Below are 24203 nucleotides of genomic sequence, written 5' to 3'. Positions count from 1 at the left end.
GGGCGTGCGTACCGGGTCCGCACACAACCTTGGTGAGAGCTCCCCCTCATCCGCCGCCCCGCCCCGCCCCCAGCCCTTAGACTCCCTCCAGTGACAGGCTGAGACTCCGAGGGGCAAGATGGGACCGGCCGTCCGCAAGGTGCAGTGGGTCAGGGAGGAAGCGTCGTCGTGAGCAGCAGGCCATCCCGAGGCGCTGCTCGCCTCGCGGCGATACTTGACGCGCTTCCCGACGGACTGGTGCTCGTCAACAGCAACGGCACCGTCGTCAACGCCAACACCATCGCCCTCGAAACCTTCGAAACCCCTGGTACGGCCCTGGTTGGGCGCGGTCTGCTCGATCTGCTGCCGCAGTTCGACCCGCGCCTGATCCCCGGTTCGATGCGCCGGCCCGAGGCCTCCGACGAGCGGGGCCGTACGAAGCCGACCCGGATGATCGCCCGCCGCACGGACGGCAGCGAGTTCCCCGTCGAGGTCACCAGCGCCAATCTGGAGGACGGCCAGCAGGCCTACAACGACCTGCACAACTACACCGGCGACGAGCTGCTGATGCTCGTCGTCCGCGATCTCTCGGGCACCGTCGACACCGAGGCGGAGCTGGCGCGTTCGCAGCGCCAGACCGAGATGATCCTGCGGGCCGCCGCCGAGGGCGTGGTCGGTACGGACACCGACGGCCGCGTCGTCCTCGTCAACCCCGCCGCCGCGCAGATCCTCGGCTTCCGGGCCAGCGATCTGGGCGGCCAGGAGCTGCATCCGCTGATCCTGCACTCGCGCGGGGACGGGGAGCCGTTCCCGTACGAGGACTCGCCCCTCGCCGACACCCTCAAGTCGGGGCGCAAGCACCGGGTGCGCGGGCAGGTGCTGTGGGCGAAGAACGGCAAGCAGGTGCCCGTCGACCTGACCACCGCGCCCGTACGGGACGGGGAGCAACTGGTCGGCGCGGTGATGACCTTCACCGACCGGCGTCCTTACGAAGAGCTGGTCGAGGCGCACGCGAACGAGGCCACCGAGACGGCCGAGCGGCACGCGGCGGAGCTCGCGGAGACCATCGCGCGCCATACGGCCGAACTCGACGAGGCGATCGAGCGGCACACCGCCGAACTCGCCGACCGAAGTGACCGGTACGCGGCCGAGATCGAGGAGCTCGCGGAGCGGTACGACAACACCGCCCGCCGGCACCACCAGCTGACCGCCGTCCTGGGCGGCGCGCTGCGCGGTCCGCTGGAGGAGCTGCGCGGGGAGCTGGCGACGCTCGCCGCCGACCCGGCCGGGCAACTGTGGCCCGAGGCCAACCAGATGCTGCACCATCTGTCGGCCGGCTACGCGCGGATGACGACGCTGGTGGACAACGTTCTCGGCTACCAGCGGCTCGACGAGGGCCTGGAGCGGCTGACCAAGGTGAACGTGCTGCTCGACGGGGTCGTGGCGGCCGGTGTCGAGGGCGCGATCGAGCTGATCGGTCCGGGCCGGGCCCAGTTCGCCGTGCACGCGCCGCCGATCGAGGCGGAGGTCGACCCAGTACGGCTCGCGACGGCGCTCGCGCATCTCACGGCGGACGTGGCCGGGGTCGACTCCACGGGGCGTACGCGGGTGGTGCCGGGCGGCGGTTACGTCGACTCCACGATCGTGGTGGCGGCGGCGCAGCGCGGGGATGTCGTACGGATCGAGGTACGCGGGCCGTTCGCGGGCGGCGATCCGGTGCACGAGCCGATCGTGCGCGGGATCGTGCGGGCACACGGCGGGGTGTTGCAGACGCACGAGATGCCGGGCATGGGCGGCAGCGCGTATGTCCTCGAAGTGCCCCTGGGGGAGGGGGCGGGGACGTACCACCCGCCGGCGCCCGACGAGAGCCAGGCGCCGGCGCAGCCGGTGCAGCAGGAGCCGGCGCCCGGGTCGACGGGTGACTCCGGCCGGCCCGGCGGCGGTGGGCGACGGCGTGCGCGGCGGGCTTCGACGGACGCGTTCCTCGGGGCCCCTGGCGAGGAGCCCGCAGGCGAGCCCACGGGGCGGCGCAGGGCTCGTACGGAGGCGGCCCCGGGCGCGGACTCGGGGCCGGGGCCGGTGTCGGTACCGGCGCAGGACACCGGGGAGAGCGGCGGCGGGGGTACGGGCCGCCGGCGTGGCCGGCCGAGCCCGGCGGAGAACGCGGCCGGTGCCGCGCCCGGCGCCGAGCTCGCGCTGTCGGGCCCGCAGGCTCCTCCCACGCCCCCCGCTTCGCCCGCTCCCCCCGCACTGTCGGCCGCCGCTTCCGAGGGATCGGTCGTGACGGCCGCCGAGGGGGCGCATCCGAACGGGCGCGCGGCCTTCGGCCAGGCCGTCCCGCCGCAGGGCGTCCCGCAGGGCGCACAGCAGGAGGCCGCGGCGGCCGGTGCGGGGCGCCGTGCCCGGCACGGTGGCCAGAACGCCCTCCCGGCCCTGCCCTCGGGTCCGTCGCCTGCACCGGAACAGGCGCCCCGGCAGGTTTCGCGGCAGACCCCGCGACCGGTACCGCAACAGACCCCGCAGCAGACCCCGCGACAAGTTCCGGCTCAGCAGCAGGCGGCGCCGCACCCCGTTCCGGCACAGCAGCAACCGGCCGTCCGGCGCCCCCGGCGCGCGCTGGCGCCTACGCAGCAGCGGCCCGAGCCCGCACCGGCGCCCGCGCCCGCGCCCGGTGGCGACGCCGCGCCCGCCCGCGCGCAGTTCGCGCTCCCCCCGGCCGATGCGGACCGCGCGTCGGCGCCCGGTACCCAGGGCGTGCCCGACGCCTCGCTGCCGGGGCGCCACGACGCCGTGGGGGCGGACCCCCGCGCGGACCACACACCGCTGAAGCCGCACCCCGTCGCGGCCCCGACCGGCCCCCGGCGCGGAGGGCTCACGGATGCCCCCGTACGCCCCAACGACCCCCGCAGGACCGACCCGCGTACGAAGGACCAACGTACGAAGGACCCCCGCCGGGCGCTCGCGCCGGAGCCCGGCGACAACGGCGCGCCCGCCGCGGACCCCAACAGCTGGGCGCCCGCGATGCCCACCGCCTCGGGCGTCGGCGTGATGCCCGGCGCGCCCGGTTCGGCGGCACCCGGCCAAGGCAGTCCTGGTCAGCCCTCGTGGCCGGTACCCGGCGCCGTACCGGCGCCCGAGCAGCACAAGCACTCGGACGACGACACCGATGGCACCGACGGCACCGGGAGTACCGGGAGCACCGCGAGCACCGGTAACCGCGGCCCCGGCAACGCCCCGGCGGCGAACGGCGACCGCACCGGCGCCACCCACCAGGACCCCCGCGCCGCACAGCCGTTGCCCCCCGCCCAGCTGCTCCCCGAGGAGGAGCCGATGCCGGCGGACTCCACGCAGAGCCGGGCGTTCAGCGTCCGTACGCTCGGCCAGGGCGTGCCCTTCTCGCAGCAGATCACCAAGCAGCAGAACCAGAGCCTCGGCTCCGGCCGCCGCCGCAGGCTCTCCTCCCCGCACGACCCGCACGACTCCGAGGACACCGGCACCGGCACCGGCTCCACCGCCTCCGGCCCCTCCCACGGCGGCCAGGGCGGATCCCTCGGCCACGGCCCCCACTCCGAGGGCCGCGCCTACGCCATAGGAGCCCCCGACGAGGGCGCCGAAGGCCCCCAGCCGCTCGACGGCCCCGGCGGCGCGGTCGAGGTCGCGAACCGTCCCCAGCCCCGGCCCGTCGACGACGAACTGCCCCCCGAGCCGCTGGACAACCCGCGTCGGCTGCTGGTCTGGCCCGCCCCCGACGTCTCCACCCAGCAGGCCCTGAGCGACCGCGGCTACCGCCCGGTGATCGTCCACTCCCGCGAGGAGGTCGACGCGCAGATCGCGGCCTTCCCCGCGGCGCTGTTCGTGGACCCGCTGACCGGCCCGATCACCCGCACCGCGCTCCAGTCGCTGCGCCAAGCGGCGGTCGCCGCCGAGGTCCCGGTGCTGGTGACGGCCGGGCTCGGGCAGGCGACGCGCGAGGCGGCGTACGGGGCGGACCCCGCCGTACTCCTCAAGGCTCTGGCGCCGCGCGACAGCGAACAGCACCCGCCGCGCGTTCTGTTGATCGAGGAGAGCGAGGAGATCGCGCTCGCGCTGACGGCGACGCTGGAGCGCCGTGGCATGCAGGTGGCGCGCGCGGGGACGGACAGCGAAGCGGTGACGCTCGCGGGTCAGATGCGGCCGAATCTGGTGGTCATGGACCTGATGCAGGTACGGCGCCGGCGCGCGGGGATCATCGACTGGCTGCGCGCGAACGGCCAGTTGAACCGTACGCCGCTGGTCGTCTACACCTCCACCGGCATCAACCGTGCCGAACTGCCGCAGCTGTCCGCCGGGGAGACCGTGCTGTTCCTCGCCGAGCGGTCCACGAGCGAGGACGTGCAGGCGCGGATCGTGGACCTGCTCGCGAAGATCGGTACCAACTGACCCTCCTGCGGGGCCAGTTGGTACCGGCAAGGCGCGCGGCGCCGTGAACGGCAGGGCCCGCGGCCCGTGGACCTACACCTCGGTGACGTCCAGCTCCCCGTCCGCGTACTGCTTGCGGATCACCTTCTTGTCGAACTTCCCGACGCTCGTCTTCGGCACCGACTCCACCACCGACCACCGCTCCGGCAGCTGCCACTTGGCGACCTTCTCGGCGAGGAAGGCCTTCAGCGACTCGTAGTCGGCGCTCGCGCCCTCCTTCAACACGACGGTCGCGAGCGGCCGTTCGCCCCACTTCTCGTCGGGCACGGCAACGACGGCGGCCTCGGCGATGTCCGGATGCGCCATCAGCGCGTTCTCCAGCGCCACGCTGGAGATCCACTCGCCACCGGACTTGATGACGTCCTTCGCGCGGTCGGTGAGGGTGAGATAGCCGTCGGGGCTTATGACGCCGACGTCGCCCGTCTTCAGCCAGCCGTCCTCGCTGAACTTGTCCTCGGGCCTGAGCGGTTCGGCGCCGGCGCCGCCGTAGTAGGAGGTCGCGATCCAGGGCCCGCGCACCTCCAGCTCACCGGCCGACTCGTTGTCCCACGGCAGCGTGTCGCCGTCGGGACCGGTCAGCCGCGCCTCGACGCCGACGGGGAAACGGCCCTGGGTGATGCGGTACGGCCACTCCTCCTCGGCGGTGAGACCGGCGGGCGGGTTGGACGTCGTACCGAGCGGCGAGGTCTCCGTCATACCCCAGGCATGGCAGAGCCGTACGCCGAGCTTGTCGTACGCCTCCATCAGCGCGGGCGGACAGGCCGCGCCGCCGATGGTGACGCGGGCCATGGAGGTCAGATCGCGCGGCTTGGCGAGGACTTCGGCGAGGAGGCCCTGCCAGATCGTCGGCACGGCAGCGGCGTGCGAGGGCTTCTCGCTCTCGATCATGTCGGCGAGCGGCGCGGGCTGGAGGAAGCGGTCGGGCATGAGCATGCCGACGCCGGTCATGAAGGTCGCGTGCGGCAGGCCCCAGGCGTTGACGTGGAACTGCGGTACGACGATGAGGGTCGTGTCCTTGTCGGTCAGCCCCATCGACTCGGCCAGGTTGATCTGCATCGAGTGCAGATAGATCGAACGGTGCGAGTAGACGACACCCTTCGGCTCACCGGTGGTGCCGGAGGTGTAACACATGGCGGCGGCGGTGCGTTCGTCCAGCTCGGGCCAGTCGTACGTGGTGGGCCGCCCGGCGATCAGGTCCTCGTACTCGTGCACCTGGACAGCGCTGCCCGCGGCGGCCTCCGTCAGCGGGCCCCGGTCGCCGGGACCGGACACGACGACGTGCTCGACGGTCGTCAGATGGGGAAGGAGCGGCGCGAGGAGCGGCAGCAGGGAACCGTTCACCAGGACGACGCGGTCGGCCGCGTGCCGGACGATCCAGACCAACTGCTCCGGGGGCAGGCGCAGGTTGAGCGTGTGGAGGACGGCCCCCATCGAGGGAATCGCGAAGTATGCCTCGACATGTTCAGAGTTGTTCCACATGAGAGTCGCGACCCGGTCGTCGCCGCTGACACCGAGCTCGTCGCGCAGGGCGCCGGCGAGCTGTGCCGCGCGTGCGCCGATCTCGGCGAAACTGCGGCGCTGCGGCTCACTCTCCCCGGTCCAGGTGGTGACCTGCGACTTCGCGTGGATGGTCATCCCGTGGTGCAGGATGCGGGTCACAGTCAGCGGTACGTCCTGCATGGTGCTCAGCACGGCGTCCTCCCGGTGGGCGCTGGCGCCAGGCGACAGCGGCGCGGTGTGGCAGAAAAGGTTTGCGGAGATTCTGCTCACATACCACTCGGTATGTCACTACCCGGGAGTACAAAACAGTCCGCGGAGCGGGACCCGGCATGCGCCGGGCTTGTCCGCCGGGGTTTTCCCTGCGGCTGCGGTTCAACGGTGGTGAGTCAGCGGACGGGCGTCAGCTCCGGGTCCTCGCGCAGCTTCCCGAGCGCACGCGACACCGCGCTCTTCACCGTGCCGACGGAGACCCCGAGCACCTCGGCGGTCTGGACCTCGCTCAGATCCTCGTAATAACGGAGCACCACCATCGCGCGCTGTCTGTCCGGCAGCTTCATCACGGCGCGCCACATCGCGTCGTGGAGCACCTGCTCGTCGGCCGGGTCGGGCGCGGGAAGACCGGCCGGTTCGGGCAGCTCCTCGCAGGCGAACTCGTCGACCTTGCGCTTGCGCCACTGCGAGGTGCGGGTGTTGACGAGGGCCCGGCGGACATAGCCGTCGAGGGCGCGATGGTCCTCGATCCGGTCCCAGGCGACGTACGTCTTGGTGAGGGCCGTCTGCAGAAGGTCCTCGGCGTCGCTCGGATTCGCGGTGAGCGAGCGCGCGGTACGCAGCAGCACGGGCCCCCGCGCCCGTACGTACGACGAGAAGGACTTGTACGGCGTGTGCGGGTGGGACTGCTGGTGCGGGTGGGTGTGAGCGGGTGGATGCGAGTTCGGGTGGTACGGCGAATACGAGACGGCCTTGGAGGCGCTCGTGCAGACAGGCGTGGTCATGGCTCCACGCTAGGAGCGGGCCCCTCGCAGGGGATCGGCCCCAGGTCCCGAAGGTACGTCCGCCTCAGGGAGTAGAAGTGGTGCCGACCACACCTCCTGAAGATGGAGGAGGGGATCACTCTCGTCAGGGTCGGCCCCGGAGACGGGGGATCGCTGTGGATCTTCGGCGCGGTGCCGTGGGGTGGCCCCGAGGGCTTGGGGGGACTGAATCCGCAGGTGGGAGCGGTGCGGGCCACGCACGCGAGGGCGGGGGTGTCGGAGCCGTACACCTGGGTGATGAGGGTGGGACACGCCGCGGCGTGTCGTCCCGGGGGCGGCCAGGGACTGAGGGGGAGGGGCGGGCTGGGGCAGCGGGCAGCGGGCAGCGGGCAGCGGGCAGCGGGAAAACGAGGGCGGTCCGCACGGTGACACCCAAGTGCCGTCGTGCGGACCGCCGCTCACCCCTCAGTCACACCCCCGTCGGGCCGCGCGCTAGAAGAGGTCGAAGAAGTTCACCGCGATGTTCTCGTTGGACTGGTCGATCACGGTGAAGCCGGAGCCGTTGACGTTGGCGGTGTTGTTCTGATTCGACGCGCCCGCGCCGGTCGCCGTCTGCTGTGTGGTCGTCGAGTTGCCGGAGTTGTCGTCGCCCACACCACTGCCGACGATCGTGGCCACGCTGGCGTTCGATCCGTCGTCCGCGAAGTCGTCGGCCGTTGCCGAGCCGGTGAACAGTGCCGCGGCGAGCGGCAGAGCTGCGACGGCGGCGAAGACGCGGGCGGTACGGAAGCTTGCCATGTCAGTTCCTCCAGGAACGAGATCTTCTGAACGAGAAGTACGGCTCTTGCCAGGGCAGTTGGCCGACCGCCCCGACGCTGTTCTCGACGTCGCGGATCAAGAGTTGCCCACCGAATCCCCCGCGAACCAGCCCTGAGCGGGTTATTCCCTCGCAAGCGTGAGGACATATCGATAAACCCCCTTCACGACATCAACGGGCCAGTTCGGTCGGTATGCACCCGTACGGAGCGCGTCAGGGCCCGGTTCAGGCAAGAGGTGAAGCGTTTCGGCACACTTTCGGCCAATCTTTCCCACTCCCGTTCTTCGAACAACAGTGCGAACATGGATCCATGGCCATCACTGCCCCGCACTCGACCACCCTGGCCCTCGCGTACGCGCTCTCAGCAGCCGAAAGCGGGTTCCCCGTCATCCCGCTGTCCCCCAGCAAGCTCCCCGCCCTGCGCTCACCGCATCGGGACCGGCCCGGCTCCGGCTCCGGCCCCTGCCGCGGTGAGTGCGGCCTCCCTGGTCACGGCGTGCACGACGCCACGACCGACCCGGCCGCCGTACGGGCACTGTTCGCCGCCGCGCCCTGGGCGACGGGTTACGGCATCGCCTGCGGACGGGCGCCGCACCATCTGGTCGGCATCGACCTGGACGTCACGCCGACGACCGCGACGGCGGGGGTGGGCGCGGGGCCGGGCTTGGGCGAGGGCATGGGCGTCGACGCCACGCCGGACTCGGTGGCCGCGCTCCAGCAGCTCGCCTTCCAGCATCTGTTCACGCTGCCCGAGACCGTCGTCGTGCTCACCCCGAGCGGCGGCCGGCACATCTGGCTGTCGGGCCCGGCCGGAGTCACGGTCCCCAACTCGGCCGGCCGCCTGGCGCCCGGTATCGACGTACGGGGCGCGGGCGGCTATCTCGTCGGGCCCGGCTCCGTCTCCGCCCGTGGCGCGTACCGGCTGGCCCCCGGCTCGGCCGGACTCACCCCCGCGCCTTGCCCACGCGCCCTGCTGCGCCTGCTCACGCCCCCCGAGCGCGTCCGCCACGCGGGACCGGGCGGACGCCGGGGCCGCCCGGCGCAGGGCCACGGCCTGGTGCAGTTCGTACTCGCCGCGCACGCGGGCCAGCGCAACACCCGGCTGTTCTGGGCGGCGTGCCGGGCGTACGAGCACGGCTTCGGCGAGGCGCTCGTGGAGTCACTGGTCGACGCCGCCGTGCGCACGGGCCTCGCCGAACACGAGGCGCGCGCGACGATCGCCTCGGCGTCACGCCTGACGGCCGGGCCCGCGTAGCGCCGTACGCACAAAGACAGAAGAGGGGCGCTCAACGGCATCGAACGGGTGAACGCCCCTCCACCTCGCTGATGGCTACCGCACGTCGATGCTCAACGCGGCCTTGTTGTTGGACTTGTCGGTGTCGTAGACGGGCTCGATGTCGTAGTTCGACGTGGCCTTGACCTCACCGGAGGTATCGGCCCGCCGCCCCTTGTCGATCTTCAGAACGATGGCGAACGCCTCGATCTCACCGACCTCCAGGGTGTAGTCGTCCTCCTGGCAGACGTACTTCGGATGCCCCGGCTCCGACGGCCCGGTCGGCCCGTCGATCCCGAACGGCTTGCACTCCTCGGGGACTTCGACGGCCGTCGTGCCCTTGGGGATGTTCACGAGGAGCGCGGGGTGGTCGTCGCTCTCGTTGTTCTGGATCCAGCCCGGTCCGTCGTTGCGGATCGAGGGTGTGACGACGACCTTGCCGCCGGGCTTCCCCGCGGCCTCGTCCCCCGTCGCGACGAGATCGGCCGAGCTGTCCGTGTTCAGCGCGAGCCGGCGGTGGGCCTCGTCGTAACCCTCGCCCGGGGCCTCGCCGGTACGGCCCGTGCCGTACTCGACAACCTCCATCAGCGCCGTCTTCAGCACCTTGTACGTCACCGGCACGGTGTAGCTCTCGCCCGGCGCGATGCCGACGTCGAGCTCGCACAGCGCCTGCTTGATCTTGTCCCCGACCGTCGAGTACGTGCAGCCGTCGACGGGCTCGGTGAAGGCCAGCCCGCGCGTGAGCCGCAGCCGGAAGGTGACACCGTCGGTGGCGGCCGTGCCGTTGTTGGTGAGGGTGACGGAGTCGGTGCGGACCTCGCCGGGCCTGAGCTGATTCCCCGACAGCTCAGACACGGTCAGCTCCGGCGCGATGGGCTCGTCCGCGTACGCGCCGGGCGCGAGCGCGATCGGCAGAGCCGTGGCAACCGCGGCTGCCGCCACGGCTGTTGATGTCAGGCGCGAGAGGCGCGAGAGGCGCTTGTGGTGGTGCACGGTGGGTCTCCTCGAACATGCGGAGACGGGACTACGCGTCCCGTTGGTCACCTGCTAGACACCGAAATTCCACGCCTGGTTGTGCTCACCGATGTGGAGGAACGATGACCGGGGCCGGCGCCCGCCCTCCCCCGCGACGTACGGGACGCGAGGACGGGCGCCGACGTTCACGGCCGGACGGTCAGCAGATCTTGTAGTCGACGCGAGTCGAGTTGTACGAGCAGGTGTCCACCAAGGCCCCGGTCGACTCCTTGAGCGTGGCCTTGTCCCGGTCGTTGTTCCAGATGTACGCGGCACGCCGCTGGTAGCGGTTCGCGGCGGTGTTCGTTCCCGAACCCGTGCGTACGGTCACCGTCTTGCCCCGGGCGAGCGAGTAACTGCCGAAGGTGTACTTGTGACTCGCACCGTCGACGACCGTCCAGCCCGTCAGACTGACGGCCCTGGTGGTGGTGTTGCGGATCTGCACGTACTCACCGTTGAGACTGGCGTTGGAGCGGCTGTCCGTGCCGGGACTGTCGTAGTGGATCTTGTACAGATGAACCGACCCGACGGCCTGGGCCTGCGTAGGCAGCAGGACCGTTCCGGCGACCACCGCCGCCGTGGCGGCGACGGTGGAAAGCGTGCGGGAATAGCGCATGTGCGTCCTCTGATCGAGGCCGGGCACCCCCCAAAGGGCCCGGCAGGCGCCCAGATTATGACCAAGCGTCCAGAACCGGTTGCCTTTTCGAGAACAAGGACATACTGACCGGTAGAGGAACCAACTGCCGTACCGTGAAGCCCATTTCGCGACTGGGGCGAGGCCAGCTTCGCGACTCTGCCCGAGTACTACTCCTGATCACGATCGGAAAGAACGTGCCGAGGCTGCTGGGAGCGCTCCGGCCGGCGTGCGTCGAAGGCTGTCCCCCCCTAATCCCCCCGGCGGATGCGGGACGCCGAGCAGGTGAACGCCAACCCTCCGGGAGGAACCCCATGCTCAGACGGCCGAGCCGACCTAGGGGTCATCCTGCGGATCCACGCCCATCTCACGCCGTCCGACCGACTCTCCCCACAGTCGCTGGTGTGCGCCACCACGGCTCCGGGCATTCTCACCCAACAGCCATACCCGGGGGGCGCCGTGGCAGTTCACTCATTTCCCACAGATCACTCAGATCTTGAGGGGCCGGAAGAACGGAAGTTGCAGTACATAACGGCGCTGGTAGAAATCGCCGGTGAAGATGCCAAGCACGTCAATATGTACGTGACTGTCTCGCTCACGTCCATATTGGTGACGTTGACGCAACTCCCGTTCTCCAAGCTGCTCGGGCTACCGCTCGCCCTTCGGATCATCCTGGTCCTCGGCGTCGGGATAGCGCTGAGCGGAGCCGCACTCTTTTTCAGGTATGTGCAAGCCATACATAGGGCTCGGATGGCACTGGTCAGATGCCTGGCCTCAGCGAATGCTCGGCACGCCCGCGAATTGTGGGCAGGCAGCGCGGGCGTCTGGAAATACCACAGCGGTGAGTACATCTGGGGGCTGCGGCTGACCGTCGCGGGGCAGGGCATCATGGCCTGCGTCGTCGCCTACCTGCTCCTGGCGGGCTAAGGGCCAGCCCCCGCGCCTCGTTGAGGTCGCACCGGGAGCGGACCCTGTGGTTGCCGCGGCGAAGGCAACCTGCCTCAGGAACCTCAGAAGACCCAGGGCCTGACCTGTCTCGTCATCGCCCGACGCACTCCGGGGCGGAAAACGGACCACCGGGCCGTGGGAATCCCACGACCCGGTGGTGAGCGGTAGCCGGTACCGCGCCGCGGCGGCCGTCAGTCCTCCAGCCGCTCCTCCGGTGTCTCGTAATACGGGTTCTCTATGAACTCACCCGTAGGTTTGCCGTTCGAGTCGAGCTCCCAGGCGCCCTTGATGTACTTCGACTGGATCCCGCCGGGGAAGGCGATCTCCTTCTCGTGTGGATACCGGCTTTCGTCCCCGAGGGTCTCGTTGATGTCGATGCCACCCGGCGGATCGATGTCGTAGCGGTACTTCGTCGTGTAGAAATCATCCGGTTCATCGCTCGTTGTCGTCGAGACGAACGCCGAATCGGTGTTGCTCCTGGTGAAGTCCCACAGGTTCGAGTTGTCCGGATTCTTCGGCTCGAAGTCCTCCACGAAGATCTCGCTCGGGGGACGGTCGTCGAAGCGGTACAGAGGCTCGTCCGAGTCACGCCACTTCACATCCTTCGGCAGGCCAGACGTGTCAACGTCCGTGACCGCGACTTCCGGATGAGGGTTCTTCCCGGGGTTGGCGACCGAGCAGTCTGTCTGCCCCTGCTCGATTTCGGACCCGGGCTGGGGTTCCGGCTCGGGTTCCGGCTGGGGATCGGGCTCCGGCTCCGGCTGGGGCTCTGGCTCCGGATCGGGCTCCGGATCCGGCCTGGTCGGCGGAGCCGGCTCGCTGAGTCCAATAGCGACGACGAATTTGTGCTTGACGTCTTGGAACGTACCGACGCCAGGAAGCGAGGCCCCCGATACCGACCGCGCCAGAGCCATGGCGTTCGGGGCACCGGGAGCGGCTGCGAGCGCAGCGCCGCTGAGGTAAACCCGCCGGGCCTCGGCCGAGGCGAGCGTGTAGCGCCCGCTGCCTGGCCCGCCGGTGGTCACACTGCCGAAGAAGGCGACGTTGGAGGCGTTCGGGCATTCCGTCTCGCTGTCTTCGGGGACGTCGCTGTCTTCGGTGTCACCCTCCGAACCGCCATCGGACGCACCCCCGTCCGACCCACCACTGCTGGACCCCCCACCGGCAGCGGCGCCACCGCCGGCAGCAGCAGAGCCACCGGCCGCACCACCAGCGGCAGCAGCACCACCACTGGCTGCAGCGCCACCGGCAACCGCTCCACCGGCTGCAGCCGCACCACCAGCGGCGGCAGCGCCGCCAGCCGCAGCCGAGCCACCAGCCGCACCACCGGCAGCGGCAGCACCACCACTAGCTGCAGCACCACCAGCCGCAGCCGAGCCACCAGCCGCAGCACCACCAACAACCGCCCCGCCAGCGACCGCTCCACCGGCCGCAGCACCACCACTAGCTGCAGCACCACCGGCCGCAGCCGAGCCACCAGCCGCAGCGCCACCAGCAACCGCCCCGCCAGCCGCAGCCGCCGCACCACCTGCGACCGCTCCACCACCGTCAGACCCGCCGTTCGCCCCACCGGTATCAGACCCGCCACCGACAGAACCACCGTGTTCCGCGCCGCCGTCAGACCCGCCACCGACAGAACCACCGCTGTCGGACCCACCGCCGTCAGACCCGCCGTTCACCCCACCGCCGTCCGAACCACCCCCGTCCGAACCGCCACCGTCCGAACCACCACCGTCCGAACCACCGCTGTCGAACCCGCCGTTGGACCCGCCGTTGGACCCGCCACCGTCAGAACCACCACCGACAGACCCTCCACCGACAGATCCACTACCGCCCGAGTCACCCCCGTCCCCGGCGACCGTGTCGCTCTCGCAGTCGCCGCCGAGGATGTTGCAGACCGCGGTCTGGAGACCGCCCGCCAGCTGGGTTCCCACGCCGCCGAAAAGAAGCGTGCCAATGATCAGGGCAACCAGACCCACCATGCCCGCGTACTCGACCGTCGACTGACCGCCGCTCCTGCGCCACCCGATCATCCGCGGAATGGACGGGATCGCCCGACGCACCCGCTCACGCGTCCAACGCGGCCGTACAGCACGCTGCTCCGCCGGCAGCTCGAACCAAGCCCGGCTCGCACCCACACTGACCAGCGCCAACAGCACACCTGGCAGCAGCAGCTGGCTGACCCCGCGCGCCGAACCCGCGTACAGATTGACAACGCTGCCGACCAGCAACCACGCCTGAAGCGCGATCAACGCGAACCAGACGACCTTCCCACCCGTCCACAGACGACGCGCCAGGATCACAGCGGCGATTCCCGGCGCGATCGCGTACACGGCCGCCAGACTGAGCGTCAGCGTGATTCGGGTGCCGAGCTCCAGCAGCGAGTTGAGTACATCGACGGCGCCCAGCAGCGTGAGAGCGAACATCAGATACAACAGAATTCGGGTCCCGGCGAGCGATCGCGGCAACTCCCAGCGGCGCTGCGGTAGGCCGCCCTGGAACGCCAGGCCCTGTGAATCGGACAACAGAGAAACCTTTCCAACAACCCACTGAATAAGTCAGGCTCCCCCGGTCCAGCCGTGACGCGTATGCCGCCACGCTATGTAGTCGCCGGACCCAATCCGCAGGGCCCCCGGACCCACGTCGGGCCCACATCGGGCCCACCACGGGCCTCAGGTCCTATCCCCTTCGTTGAACGACATCGGGTGGACGAACAGCGAGGCAGCCGCGTTGCGCAGGATCGCCGGTTGGACGAAGCGCTCGGAGCGCGAGGGCGGGCAGTACCAGAACAACGGCTACGTCTCACCGTCGAGCGCTGGCACCGGTACGTAACTGACGGTGTTGCTCCGGGAGTTGAACCGCCTCACACCGGGTGGCCACCCCCGCCAAGCGGGGTCGGCCGTCTTCAGAATCTGGGCCGCCGCAGCGACGGCGGATCTGGCCCGATCTGGGCTCGTCATGTTTGACCAGGATCCGCGTTGGGAGACATCGGCCGGGTGGCGACGCCGCCGCAGGACGCATCTGGGGCTTCGGCCGCCATCTGACCTACTGCCGTGTCCCTGGCGTGCCGACTCGGCTGGAAAGCCAAGGGGGAAATGACGGTCGGTCGCGGGGCCGGACACGGGAACGGCCCCCGACCGTGTCACCTGGTCAGAGGCCGTTTCACCTGCGCGGTGGGTGTGGGATTTGAACCCACGGTGACATCGCTGCCACGACGGTTTTCAAGACCGTTCCCTTAGGCCGCTCGGGCAACCCACCCACGCCCCGCCCACCAGCGACGGAGCGGCTACAGCCTACCGGCTGCGGCCGGGCCCGTGGCGTTGGTCCCTCCCTGGGGGTCCGTAGGGTCACCACGAGGACCCTCGTCGAACTCATTGATGGCGCTAACGGCAGCACGGTCAAAGCGTGGTCAGCGAAACGCTCCTGCGGGTACAGCGCACTCGTCCCGCGTGTCCGCCGGACGTACTACAGGTCGGGTCGGCTGACGGCTCCGAAATCAGTCCGGGACCGATCCGAGAGCCAACGCGGCAGCGCACAGGGCGGACGCGAGGGCGAAGCCCAGCGCGGCCGGATTGAACCCTCCGGGTTCCGTCGTCTCGCGGACGAACCGGAGTCCACCGTGCAGGCGATGACACGCTCCGCCTTGGGCGACCACCGGCAGGGCGGAGCGGGTGGCGAATTGGTGCCGCCGTCCTCCGCCTGGACGACCGCGCCGGCGACAGCCACACCGCGGCGTCGGCATGACGGAAGCCAACCCGGCCGAGTCCCCCGAATCCGTAGCCGGCAAGGGCGAGGACGGCGGTCAGCCCGACAAGAAGGAGCAGCGGGACCACCATGCCGTGGAGAAGCGCCACGACTCAGGCCAACGTCCTCGCGACCGGGTTCCGCCCGGCCGCGATCGGCGCGCAGGCCAGGTCCACTCGTCGCACCCGTGCGGGCGACGTACTACGGCGACGCGTCAAGCCTTGTCGCGACAGCGGAGACCGTAATTCGTGCAGCTCTGTGCGAGATCGATTACTTCTCGGGATCCTTCTGGCGCCCGCGATCTATGCAGCAGGCGCACAACTTCATTGCCTGGTGCCACCGCGCGCCCTCACCGCTTCAGCTGGCATATGTGCTCCGCCGCGGGTCTATTGCCGAGCGCCTTTATATGCTAGACACTCAGATTTTCACGGCCAACTGCCACGCGGCCACTTGCAACGACGCTTTAGGCCACGCGGCAGATAGTTTACGCCGCTGATGCGCTGGTTAATGATGTGACCGCTGCCACCTGGAGTTAATCATGTCGTCTCGGGAGCCGCTATTTACCAGGGGACGCCTGAGGGACAGGTTGAGGTCGGCCAGAGAAGCCTCCGGATTGACACAGCGTGAGGTGGCGGAGGAGATGGAATGGTCCACATCGAAAATCATTAGGATCGAAGCCGGGAGGGTCGGGATAGCGGTCAACGACATCCGCGCCCTGCTTCCACTTTACGGTATATCCGATCCTGGGACCGTGGCGGATTTTGTGCAGTTGGCCCGGCTGGCGCGAATGAAGAGTCACGCGTGGTGGGAGGAGTACAGGGAGTTCACCACGCCCCAGTTCCGCACCTTCTTGAGCTACGAAAACTCCGCAACCCTGATAAGGAACTACGAGCCCAGGGTCGTGCCCGGCCTGTTGCAGATCGAGGACTACACGAGAGAGATCTCTCGCAATCTTTTCCTGGAGAACGACCCGAAGAGGGAGAAGGCACTTCTGGACCTGCGGGCGGAACGTCAGGCCAGGGTGCTCGAGCTTCCCGAAAAAGAATTGCACTTCATTCTTGACCAGAGTGTCATCTGCCGTGCCGCGGAGCTGCGCTCGACCATGCGTCGACAACTCCGCCACCTACTGGACCTCATGGATGACCAGAGAGTGAAGATCCGCGTCGTGCCGTTCTCTCGCGCAGCCTACCGTCTGTTCAATAAGTCTTACGTCATCTTCGAATTCCCTGACGGCGGGAAGAATGGTAACGCTCTGTACATAGAGCGCAGTTCAGGGATGTCCTTCATCACAAGAGAAGACTTGGATTCCGCGCCTCACGACGAGACTCCCAGTTATTTCTTGGAAGCCTTCTGGGGGCTCGAACAGGACGTCAGCAAGGAATCCACGACCAAATTGCTACAGAACGCCATGCGTGACTTCTGAAGTTGACCGCGGGCGCCCGCCCGACTTCACCAGAATCTACGCGAACCGAGCGAAGCCGGGCGGGCGCCCGTAAATCAGACGACTGTCACACCGAACAGCGACTAGCTTTGATCTCCTGCTTTACAGAGCCCAACGAATGCTCGCCACGCGCCATAATCAAAAGAGAGATGTGAATCCATCACAGCACGCTTACTGTCACGAACCAGGACAGTACTCCCCGTAGCGATTTCAACACAGTTTTCTTCTTCACTGAAAGAGCTTTTCTTCCAGCGAGCTACATACAGATCCGACATTCTTACTTATACTACTTTCTGACGGGACTTCATCGCCCACGGTGAGACCTGTTGAGCGCGGATGAACATCAGAGCCATCCCCTCGGTGATCCTTTCACAACAGATGTCCCCGAGAAGCTCGATCAGCGATGAAATTGCCCCGAGCTTTCGATGTCACGACCTGGTCCCCGTCCCCGACAACCGGCCGGAGTCGGTCACAGCCGGTAGCGAGCGGGGATAGTCATGACTGCACGCTTTCCGCCGCTTGGCAAGTTGCCCGGTCGGTCCCATACTTGTCGTTGGATCCGCTGCCTGCTGTGGTAGGGGCAGCACGTCCTTGGCGGCTACCAAGGACAAGAGCGCGAGGTTCTTCATTCCCGGGTCATATGGCCTGAATGGGGCACCTCGCGCTCTGCCTTTGATCGCCCTGTGTGCGCCCCTGACTTGTCCCGGCTCCCGTGCCAGGATCACGGCTGAGCGCAGCAGCGACGATGCGCGATCACAGGAGAGGAGGTTGAAGTGAGACGTAGTAGTGCCGGCAATATCCTGACTACGGCTCTGCAGAGCTGGGGAAAAACGTTACGGCTGTGCACACTGATCGCTGTAGTAGCCGCTACAGCACCAGAAGCCGTCGAATTCGCCGGGACGGTCGTACTGCCCCACTTCATGAGGTAGCGGATCCCGTATGACGCAGCGGAGGCCTGATCAAGGCCTCCGCTGTTGGCGATGCGGACGCCCGGGGTGCGCCCGCGGCACGGTCGCGCGGGTATTGACGGCCGCTCAGGTGGGCGGGCAGCATTGGTGGAACGTGTACGGTCCTGTTACTTACTGTGCGGGAATGTTCTGCCGAGACCGGTGTTCGTGCTGCCCACCCCCACATGCGGAGCTGCCGACGATGGACGCTCGAGTGCTCAGACTCCACGCAAAGGCCGTAGCCGCACTGCTCGTGGGCTGCCTGGTCGCCATGTTCTCGCCCGGTGCCGCCGTCGCGGTGCCCGCGCGGCAAGTCGTCGGGGCGGGCAATCCGTTCGTCGACGGCTGGTACGCGGATCCGGACACTGTCGTGTACGACGACACCTACTGGGTGTATCCGACCACGTCGAAGACGTACGCGGAGCAGACCTACCTCGACGCCTTCTCCTCGACCGACATGGTCAACTGGACCAAGCACGAGAAGGTGCTGACCACCGCCGACATCTCCTGGGCCGAGTACGCCGTGTGGGCGCCGGCGCCGGTCGAGCGCGACGGCAAGTACTACCTGTTCTTCGCGGCCAACGACATCCAGGACAACGACAGCCTCGGCGGTATCGGCGTCGCCGTCGCGGACAAGCCTGAGGGCCCGTACGCCGACGCCCTCGGCCACCCGCTGATCGGACAGTTCCACAACGGCGCCCAGCCCATCGACCAGGACGTCTTCATCGACGACGACGGTCAGGCCTACATGTACTACGGAGGCTGGGGACACGCGAACGTCGTCAAACTCAATGACGACATGACCAGCCTCGGCACGTTCCCCGACGGCAGTACGTACAAGGAGATCACGCCCGCGGACTATGTCGAGGGCTCGCAGATGTTCAAGCGCGACGGCAAGTACTACCTGATGTGGTCCGAGGGAGGCTGGACCGGCCCGAACTACTCGGTCTCCTACGCCATGTCCGACTCACCGACCGGCCCCTTCGCCAAGATCGAGAAGGTACTCGCCCAGGACCCCGCCGTGGCCAAGGGCTCCGGCCACAACTCCGTGGTCAATGTGCCCGGCACGGACATCTGGTACATCGTCTATCACCGCAGGCCACTGAGCGAGACCGCCGGAAACAACCGCCAACTGGCCTACGACCGTATGTACTTCAACGCGGACGGCACGATCGAGCCCGTCACGATGGAGGTCGAGGACAACTTCGCCGACGGCAACGCGCTGGGGTGGAAGACCTACGGAGGCTCGTGGTCGGTCGACGGCGGACGCTATCGAGCAGCCGCTTCCCCAGGCGGCAAGGCGCTACTCGACACGAACTTCGCCGACTTCACCTACGACGCCGACGTCAAGGTCACCTCGGGGCGCGGTGACGCGGGGCTGATCTTCCGCGCCACACGCCCGGCGGTCGGCGTCGACAGCTACACCGGCTACTACGCGGGCGTCAGCCCGGCCGGCACGGTGGTACTCGGCCGGGTGAACGACTCCTGGACTCAGTTGGGGTCCGCCAAGATCTCCCGCCCCGCCGGCCCGTCCCACCACGTGCGAATCTCCGCCGTCGGCTCCGAGATCAAGGTGTACGTCGACGACATGGCCAGGCCGAAGATCTCGGTGACCGATGCCACCTACGGCAGCGGGGCCAACGGCGTACGGGTCTTCAACACCGCCGCGGACTTCGACAACGTCTCCGTCGACAAGGCCGGCTGAGCCGCAGACCCGCTCTGCCCTGCCCCGCCCTCTGCCGTATCAGTGCCCGCGAGTGATCTCCTCGTATTCGCGGGCCGTGGGTTTGGCGATCTGCGCGTCGGCGCCGTAGTAGCCGCGGCTGAGTCTGACGCGCAGGCGCTGGGTCCAGGCGCGATCGTTGCCCGGGGGGAGGGGCTCGTACTGTTCGTGGGCCGTGAGCGCGTGCAGCTGTTCCGGGGTGAGTCGTTCGTGCACCTCGACGAACTCGCCGTACGAGAGGCGCTTGATGACGCCCGTCTCGCGACCGTGCAGCACCTTCTCGCGGTCGCGGCGCTGGAGGCCCAGGGCGCAGCGCTTCGCGACCACGTAGGCGACCAGCGGGACCGCGAAGAGGCCGAACCGGACCGCCCACGTCACCGTGTTGACGGAGAGATGGAAGTGCGTGGCGATCAGGTCGTTCGCGGCGCCGAGCAGTGCCACCAGGTACACGCTCAGCCACGCGACCCCCAGCCCGGTGCGGACCGGGCGGTCGCGGGGTCTGTCGAGGAGGTTCTGTTCCCGGTCGTCGCCGGTGACCCAGGCTTCGATGAAGGGGTAGACGCCCATGGCCAGGAAGAGGCCGACGCCGACCAGCAGGGGGAGAAAGTTGTCGATGGCCAGGGTGTGGCCCCAGAGATTGATCTCCCAGCCGGGCATCACACGGAGAAAGCCGTCCGCCACACCCATGTACCAGTCGGGCTGCGACCCCGCCGAAACCTGGTCGGGCCGGTAAGGGCCGTAAGCCCAGATGGGGTTGATCTGCGCGATGGCCGCGACGATGAAGATCACGCCGGTGACCATGAAGAAATACCCGGCCGTCTTCGCGACGTATACCTGAACGGGCAGACCGACCACATTGTTCTTCGTGCGGCCCGGTCCGGCGTACTGCGTGTGCTTGTGATAGAGCAACAGCGCCAGATGGCCGACCAGGAGTGCCGCCATGAGGCCCGGGAGCACAAGGATATGGATGGTGTTGAAGCGCGCGATCAGATCGTTCCCCGGGAAATCCCCGCCGAAGAGGAACATCGACAAGTACGAGCCGACGATCGGCGTGGAGAGAAGCGTTCCGTTGACGATCGCGAGCCCGGTCCCGGACAGTTGATCGTCCGGCAGGTCGTATCCGGTCAGCCCCGCGAACATGGCGAGGATCAGCAGTGCGAATCCGAGAAGCCAGTTGACCTCGCGGGGCTTGCGGAACGCGCCGGTGAAGAAGACGCGCATCATGTGCACCAGCACGGCGGCGACGAACACCAGCGCCGCCCAGTGGTGGGCCTGCCGGATGAGCAGGCCGCCGCGGACGTCGAAGGAGATGTCCAGCGCCGAGGCGTATGCCTCCGAGACCAGTTGCCCGCGCAGAGGCGCATAACTGCCGTCGTACGTCATCTGTGCGGATGACGGATGGAAGTAGAACGTCAGATACACACCCGTGAGGACGATGACGACGAAGCTGTAGAGACAGATCTCACCCAGCATGAAGGACCAGTGATCCGGGAAAGCCTTCCGCATCGTGGCCCTGACGACTTTGTGGAAGCCGAGTCGGCCGTCCGCCCAGTCCGCGAGTTTCTCGCCCGTACGTTTTGTGGGCTCTTGGCGCTCGTGATGGTCTTGACGAGCTTGCCGGGGCTCGGCCGGTCCGTGATCTGTACTCATCTGCTTCTACCCCTCTTGCGGTGGGGGGTACTCGATGCGGTCCTCGCCCGGGAGATCAATACCGCGTACGGCTGCGACCAATGGGTGCCGGGGCCTCTTTCACCAGTACGGGGCACATTCCGCGGCGGGGACAAGACCTGGCGGTCGCGCTGAAGGCGCCGCACTCCGCCGTTTGGCGGGTCGGCGGCGGGCCGGCGGCGGGCCGGCGGCGGGCTGGCGGCGGATCGGCGGCGGATCGGACGGGGCGCGACCGTCCGGGCGGGGCTCCCCGGCCCGGCGGGCCGGGTGCGTCATGATCGGCGGCGGGTGGCGTACGGGCCGCCTCGGCCGATCGGCGTGAGGGAGCTTGTCGTGGACATCCTGCTGGTCGCGAGTGCGTTCAACAGTCTGACCCAGCGTGTATTCGCCGAACTCGGGGACCGCGGGCACACCGTCCGCGTCGAACTGGCCCTGGGTGACGAGCCCTTGCGCGAAGCCGTACGACGTACCACCCCCGATCTCGTCATCGCCCCCATGCTCAAGACCGCGATCCCGGCCGACATCTGGTCCGCGCACGTCTGTCTGATCGTCCATCCGGGACCGGTCGGCGACCGCGGGCCGTCCTCCCTGGACTGGGCTGTTCACACGGGCGCCGCCGAATGGGGCGTCACCGTCCTGCAAGCCGCCGCGGAGATGGACGGCGGGGACGTGTGGGCCTCGGCCCGGTGTGACGTGCCGGCGGCGATCGGGAAGAGCGACCTCTACCGCAACGAGGTGTCCGACGCCGCCCTCGAAGCCGTGCTGCTCGCGGTGGAGCGCTTCGCCTCCGGGACCTACGTACCTCGGCCGCAGGACACCGGCCCTGCGGGAGCGGCCAAGGACACCGCGACGGGCACGGCCGAGGGCACCGCGGTGGGCACGGCGGCGGTGCGCGCCGGAGCGGTTCGCACTCGGCCGTACTTCGGGCAGAGTCTCCGGCGCGTCGACTGGGCGTCGGACCCGACCGAGACCGTCGTACGCAAGCTGCGCGGCGCGGACTCGCAGCCAGGCGTGCTGGACGTACTCCTCGAAGAGGAGTGGTACCTGCACGGCGGCCACCCCGAGGACACCCTGCGCGGGAAGCCCGGAGAGCTGCTCGCCACCAGGTCGGGTGCGATCTGCCGGGCGACCGTGGACGGTGCGGTGTGGATCCCGGAGCTGCGGGCCCGGCGGAAGGCCGGCGGCCCGGCCACCTTCAAACTGCCCGCGGTCATGGCCCTCGGCGACCGGATGCCGGTGCTGCCCGAGGCCGACGTCCCCTGGGAACTGCCCGCCGGGCGGCGGACGTGGAGTGACATCCGCTACCGCGAGGAGGGGCCGGTCGGCTTCCTGTCGTTCGCCTTCGCGGGCGGTGCGATGAGCACGGGGCAGTGCCGGCGCCTGCTCCGGGCGTACGAGTTCGCCCGCACGCGGCCGGCCACGGTGCTGGTCCTCGGCGGGGGCCGGGACTTCTTCTCCAACGGCATCCAGCTGAATGTCATCGAGGGGTCCGCCGACCCCGCGCGGGAGTCCTGGGACAACATCAACGCCATGGACGACCTCGTGGAGGCCCTGCTGACCACGACGGACCGGCTGCTCGTGAGCGCGCTCGGCGGCAACGCGGCGGCGGGCGGCGCCATGCTGGCCCTGGCGGCGGACGAGGTCTGGTGCCGGGCCGGAGCCGTACTCAACCCGCACTACCGGCTGATGGGGCTGTACGGGTCGGAGTACTGGACGTACACGCTGCCCCGCCGGGTGGGGAACGAGGAGGCCGAGCGTCTGACGCGGCGCGCCCTTCCGGTGACGGCGGCCCGCGCGCGGGAGATCGGCCTGGTGGACGTGGTCATCGACAGCACGCCCCAGGGCTTCGGCTCCGCGGTCGCGCGCCACGCCTCGCGGCTCGCGTCGGCGCCGGGGACGCAGCGGCGCGTCAGCGAGAAGAAGGCGGCGCGCGAACGGGACGAGGCCGTCGCGCCGCTGAGCTCGTACCGGGAGGCGGAACTGGCCGAGATGCGGGAGACGTTCTTCGATCCCGGCGCGCCGTACCACGCCCTGCGGTCCGCCTTCGTACGGAAGACGAAGCCCTCGTCAACGCCGGACCATCTCCGGGCCGGGGTGTCGCGCCGGGGCTGAGGACGGCCGTAAGAGGCTGCCTTCCGTAGGAGGTCCTCCGTGCGATGTCTTCTGTAGGAGGGGCTCCGTACGCGGTCTTCGGTACGCGTCCTCGGTAGGAGGCGCTCCGTACGTCTTCTGCCGCTGACGGGGGGATTCGGCCGGTCATCTCCTGGTGTCGCTCGGGCGGCGCCGTACACCTCGTGTCCGCGCCTGAATATTTGTTTCTCTCGCCCTGTCGATTGCGGCAATCCCGTTCGCCGTTGTCAGTGAGGCCGCCGGTACCGGAGCGGCACAAGCGTACGAACTGAAGAGCTTGCGAGCTTACGAGCGAAGGAAACGCGCATGCGAAAGCTGATGGTGACCACATTCCTCTCCCTCGACGGGGTCATGCAGGCCCCCGGTGGCACGGACGAGGATCGTGACGGCGGATTCGAGCACGGGGGTTGGTCCGCGCCGCTCTTCCGGATGGATCTCCTCGATCGGATGGCCGAGGTGATCGGGCGCGCCGACGCCCTGCTTCTCGGGCGCAGGACGTACGAGATCTTCGCGGAGGCCTGGCCGCTCGCCGCCGACGACGATCCGATCGGGTCGAAGCTGAACACCATGCCGAAGTACGTCGCGTCGAGGAGACTGGACTCCGTGTCGTGGCAGAACTCGACGCTGCTGACCGGCGACGTCGCCGAGGCCGTCGCCGCGCTCAAGGAGGGCGACGGCGGGGAGATCCAGGTGCACGGCAGCTGTGATCTGCTTCAGACACTGATCGAGCACGACCTCGTGGACGAGTACCACCTGCTGTTCTTCCCGGTACTCATCGGCTCCGGCAAGCGGCTCTTCGGGAAGGGCACCGTCCCGGCCGGGCTGAAGCTCATCGACACCACCAAGTCCGAGAGCGGAGTCGTCGTCAGCACGTACGCGCGGGGTGGCAAGGTCGAGTACGGGGCGATGGGCCCGGAGACGGACAACTGGCGGACCGAACTGTGAGTGGGCGG

The 24203-nt window shown here is 68.8% G+C and carries 17 protein-coding genes and 1 tRNA gene; 8 read left to right on the top strand and 10 right to left on the bottom strand.

From position 1 onward, the window contains the following. The first annotated feature begins 168 nt into the window (after nucleotides 1–168). On the top strand, nucleotides 169–4398 hold the full coding sequence (locus IEY79_RS06725; protein ID WP_189106373.1) for a hybrid sensor histidine kinase/response regulator: 4230 nt from the start codon (nucleotides 169–171) through the stop codon (nucleotides 4396–4398). Between the two features lie 72 nt (nucleotides 4399–4470). On the opposite strand, the gene IEY79_RS06720 is transcribed toward IEY79_RS06725, so the two are convergent. The 3 genes from IEY79_RS06720 to IEY79_RS06710 all read right to left on the bottom strand — a co-directional run bounded on the left by IEY79_RS06720 (nucleotide 4471) and on the right by IEY79_RS06710 (nucleotide 7709). Next, nucleotides 4471–6129, bottom strand: a complete 1659-nt coding sequence (locus IEY79_RS06720; RefSeq protein WP_189106447.1) for a long-chain fatty acid--CoA ligase — start codon at nucleotides 6127–6129, stop codon at nucleotides 4471–4473. Nucleotides 6130–6323: 194 nt separating this feature from the next. Continuing rightward, on the bottom strand, nucleotides 6324–6932 hold the full coding sequence (locus tag IEY79_RS06715) for a SigE family RNA polymerase sigma factor (RefSeq protein WP_189106372.1): 609 nt from the start codon (nucleotides 6930–6932) through the stop codon (nucleotides 6324–6326). Between the two features lie 471 nt (nucleotides 6933–7403). After that, on the bottom strand, nucleotides 7404–7709 hold the full coding sequence (locus IEY79_RS06710; protein ID WP_189106371.1) for a hypothetical protein: 306 nt from the start codon (nucleotides 7707–7709) through the stop codon (nucleotides 7404–7406). Nucleotides 7710–8038: 329 nt separating this feature from the next. Here IEY79_RS06710 and IEY79_RS06705 point away from each other — a divergent pair, with 329 nt between their 5' ends. After that, a complete protein-coding gene (locus IEY79_RS06705) occupies nucleotides 8039–8983 on the top strand; it encodes a bifunctional DNA primase/polymerase (protein WP_189106370.1) in 945 nt (314 codons plus the stop codon). Between the two features lie 75 nt (nucleotides 8984–9058). On the opposite strand, the gene IEY79_RS06700 is transcribed toward IEY79_RS06705, so the two are convergent. Together IEY79_RS06700 and IEY79_RS06695 are read right to left on the bottom strand one after the other, a co-directional pair. Continuing rightward, entirely contained in the window at nucleotides 9059–9994 is a 936-nt protein-coding gene (locus IEY79_RS06700) for a COG1361 family protein (RefSeq protein WP_189106369.1), read from the bottom strand. Nucleotides 9995–10175: 181 nt separating this feature from the next. Continuing rightward, nucleotides 10176–10631 carry a lamin tail domain-containing protein gene (locus IEY79_RS06695; protein WP_189106368.1) on the bottom strand — a complete coding sequence of 152 codons (456 nt, stop codon included), beginning with the start codon at nucleotides 10629–10631 and terminating at the stop codon, nucleotides 10176–10178. A gap of 477 nt (nucleotides 10632–11108) precedes the next feature. Between IEY79_RS06695 and IEY79_RS06690 the strand changes: the two genes are divergently transcribed. Continuing rightward, nucleotides 11109–11576 carry a hypothetical protein gene (locus IEY79_RS06690; protein ID WP_189106367.1) on the top strand — a complete coding sequence of 156 codons (468 nt, stop codon included), beginning with the start codon at nucleotides 11109–11111 and terminating at the stop codon, nucleotides 11574–11576. Nucleotides 11577–11788: 212 nt separating this feature from the next. On the opposite strand, the gene IEY79_RS06685 is transcribed toward IEY79_RS06690, so the two are convergent. Both IEY79_RS06685 and IEY79_RS06680 read right to left on the bottom strand, forming a co-directional pair. Then, nucleotides 11789–12622 (bottom strand): scabin-related ADP-ribosyltransferase, encoded by an 834-nt coding sequence (locus IEY79_RS06685; RefSeq protein ID WP_189106366.1) that lies wholly within the window; start codon nucleotides 12620–12622, stop codon nucleotides 11789–11791. Then, nucleotides 12619–13239, bottom strand: coding sequence for a hypothetical protein (locus IEY79_RS06680; protein WP_229700695.1), 621 nt, complete (start codon nucleotides 13237–13239; stop codon nucleotides 12619–12621). Before IEY79_RS06680 ends, IEY79_RS06685 begins: the two co-directional genes overlap by 4 nt. A 1049-nt stretch (nucleotides 13240–14288) precedes the next feature. Here IEY79_RS06680 and IEY79_RS06675 point away from each other — a divergent pair. Continuing rightward, nucleotides 14289–14429: a hypothetical protein gene (locus tag IEY79_RS06675; protein ID WP_189106364.1), complete on the top strand. Its 141-nt coding sequence runs from the start codon at nucleotides 14289–14291 to the stop codon at nucleotides 14427–14429. Nucleotides 14430–14768: 339 nt separating this feature from the next. On the opposite strand, the gene IEY79_RS06670 is transcribed toward IEY79_RS06675, so the two are convergent. Continuing rightward, nucleotides 14769–14855: transfer RNA gene (locus IEY79_RS06670), tRNA-Ser, on the bottom strand. A gap of 1024 nt (nucleotides 14856–15879) precedes the next feature. Between IEY79_RS06670 and IEY79_RS06665 the strand changes: the two genes are divergently transcribed. Continuing rightward, complete coding sequence (locus IEY79_RS06665; RefSeq protein ID WP_189106363.1) at nucleotides 15880–16764, top strand: helix-turn-helix domain-containing protein; 885 nt, start codon at nucleotides 15880–15882, stop codon at nucleotides 16762–16764. Between the two features lie 101 nt (nucleotides 16765–16865). Here IEY79_RS06665 and IEY79_RS06660 read toward each other — a convergent pair whose 3' ends face one another. Continuing rightward, nucleotides 16866–17057 (bottom strand): DUF397 domain-containing protein, encoded by a 192-nt coding sequence (locus IEY79_RS06660; RefSeq protein ID WP_189106362.1) that lies wholly within the window; start codon nucleotides 17055–17057, stop codon nucleotides 16866–16868. Between the two features lie 874 nt (nucleotides 17058–17931). On the opposite strand from IEY79_RS06660, the gene IEY79_RS06655 reads away from it, so the two are divergent. Next, nucleotides 17932–19434, top strand: coding sequence for a family 43 glycosylhydrolase (locus IEY79_RS06655; protein WP_229700693.1), 1503 nt, complete (start codon nucleotides 17932–17934; stop codon nucleotides 19432–19434). A gap of 39 nt (nucleotides 19435–19473) precedes the next feature. Here IEY79_RS06655 and qcrB read toward each other — a convergent pair whose 3' ends face one another. Then, the gene (gene qcrB / locus IEY79_RS06650; protein ID WP_189106361.1) at nucleotides 19474–21102 is read right to left on the bottom strand and encodes a cytochrome bc1 complex cytochrome b subunit; all 1629 of its coding nucleotides are present in this window, start codon (nucleotides 21100–21102) and stop codon (nucleotides 19474–19476) included. Nucleotides 21103–21453: 351 nt separating this feature from the next. Here qcrB and IEY79_RS06645 point away from each other — a divergent pair, with 351 nt between their 5' ends. Together IEY79_RS06645 and IEY79_RS06640 are read left to right on the top strand one after the other, a co-directional pair. Then, nucleotides 21454–23232: a hydrogenase maturation protein gene (locus IEY79_RS06645; RefSeq protein ID WP_189106360.1), complete on the top strand. Its 1779-nt coding sequence runs from the start codon at nucleotides 21454–21456 to the stop codon at nucleotides 23230–23232. Nucleotides 23233–23556: 324 nt separating this feature from the next. After that, nucleotides 23557–24195, top strand: a complete 639-nt coding sequence (locus IEY79_RS06640; RefSeq protein WP_189106359.1) for a dihydrofolate reductase family protein — start codon at nucleotides 23557–23559, stop codon at nucleotides 24193–24195. The last annotated feature ends 8 nt before the right edge of the window (nucleotides 24196–24203 follow it).

The sequence above is a fragment of the Streptomyces camponoticapitis genome (assembly GCF_014646115.1).
GTDB lineage: Bacteria > Actinomycetota > Actinomycetes > Streptomycetales > Streptomycetaceae > Streptomyces > Streptomyces camponoticapitis.
This window is presented reverse-complemented; position numbering and strand designations above follow the sequence as displayed.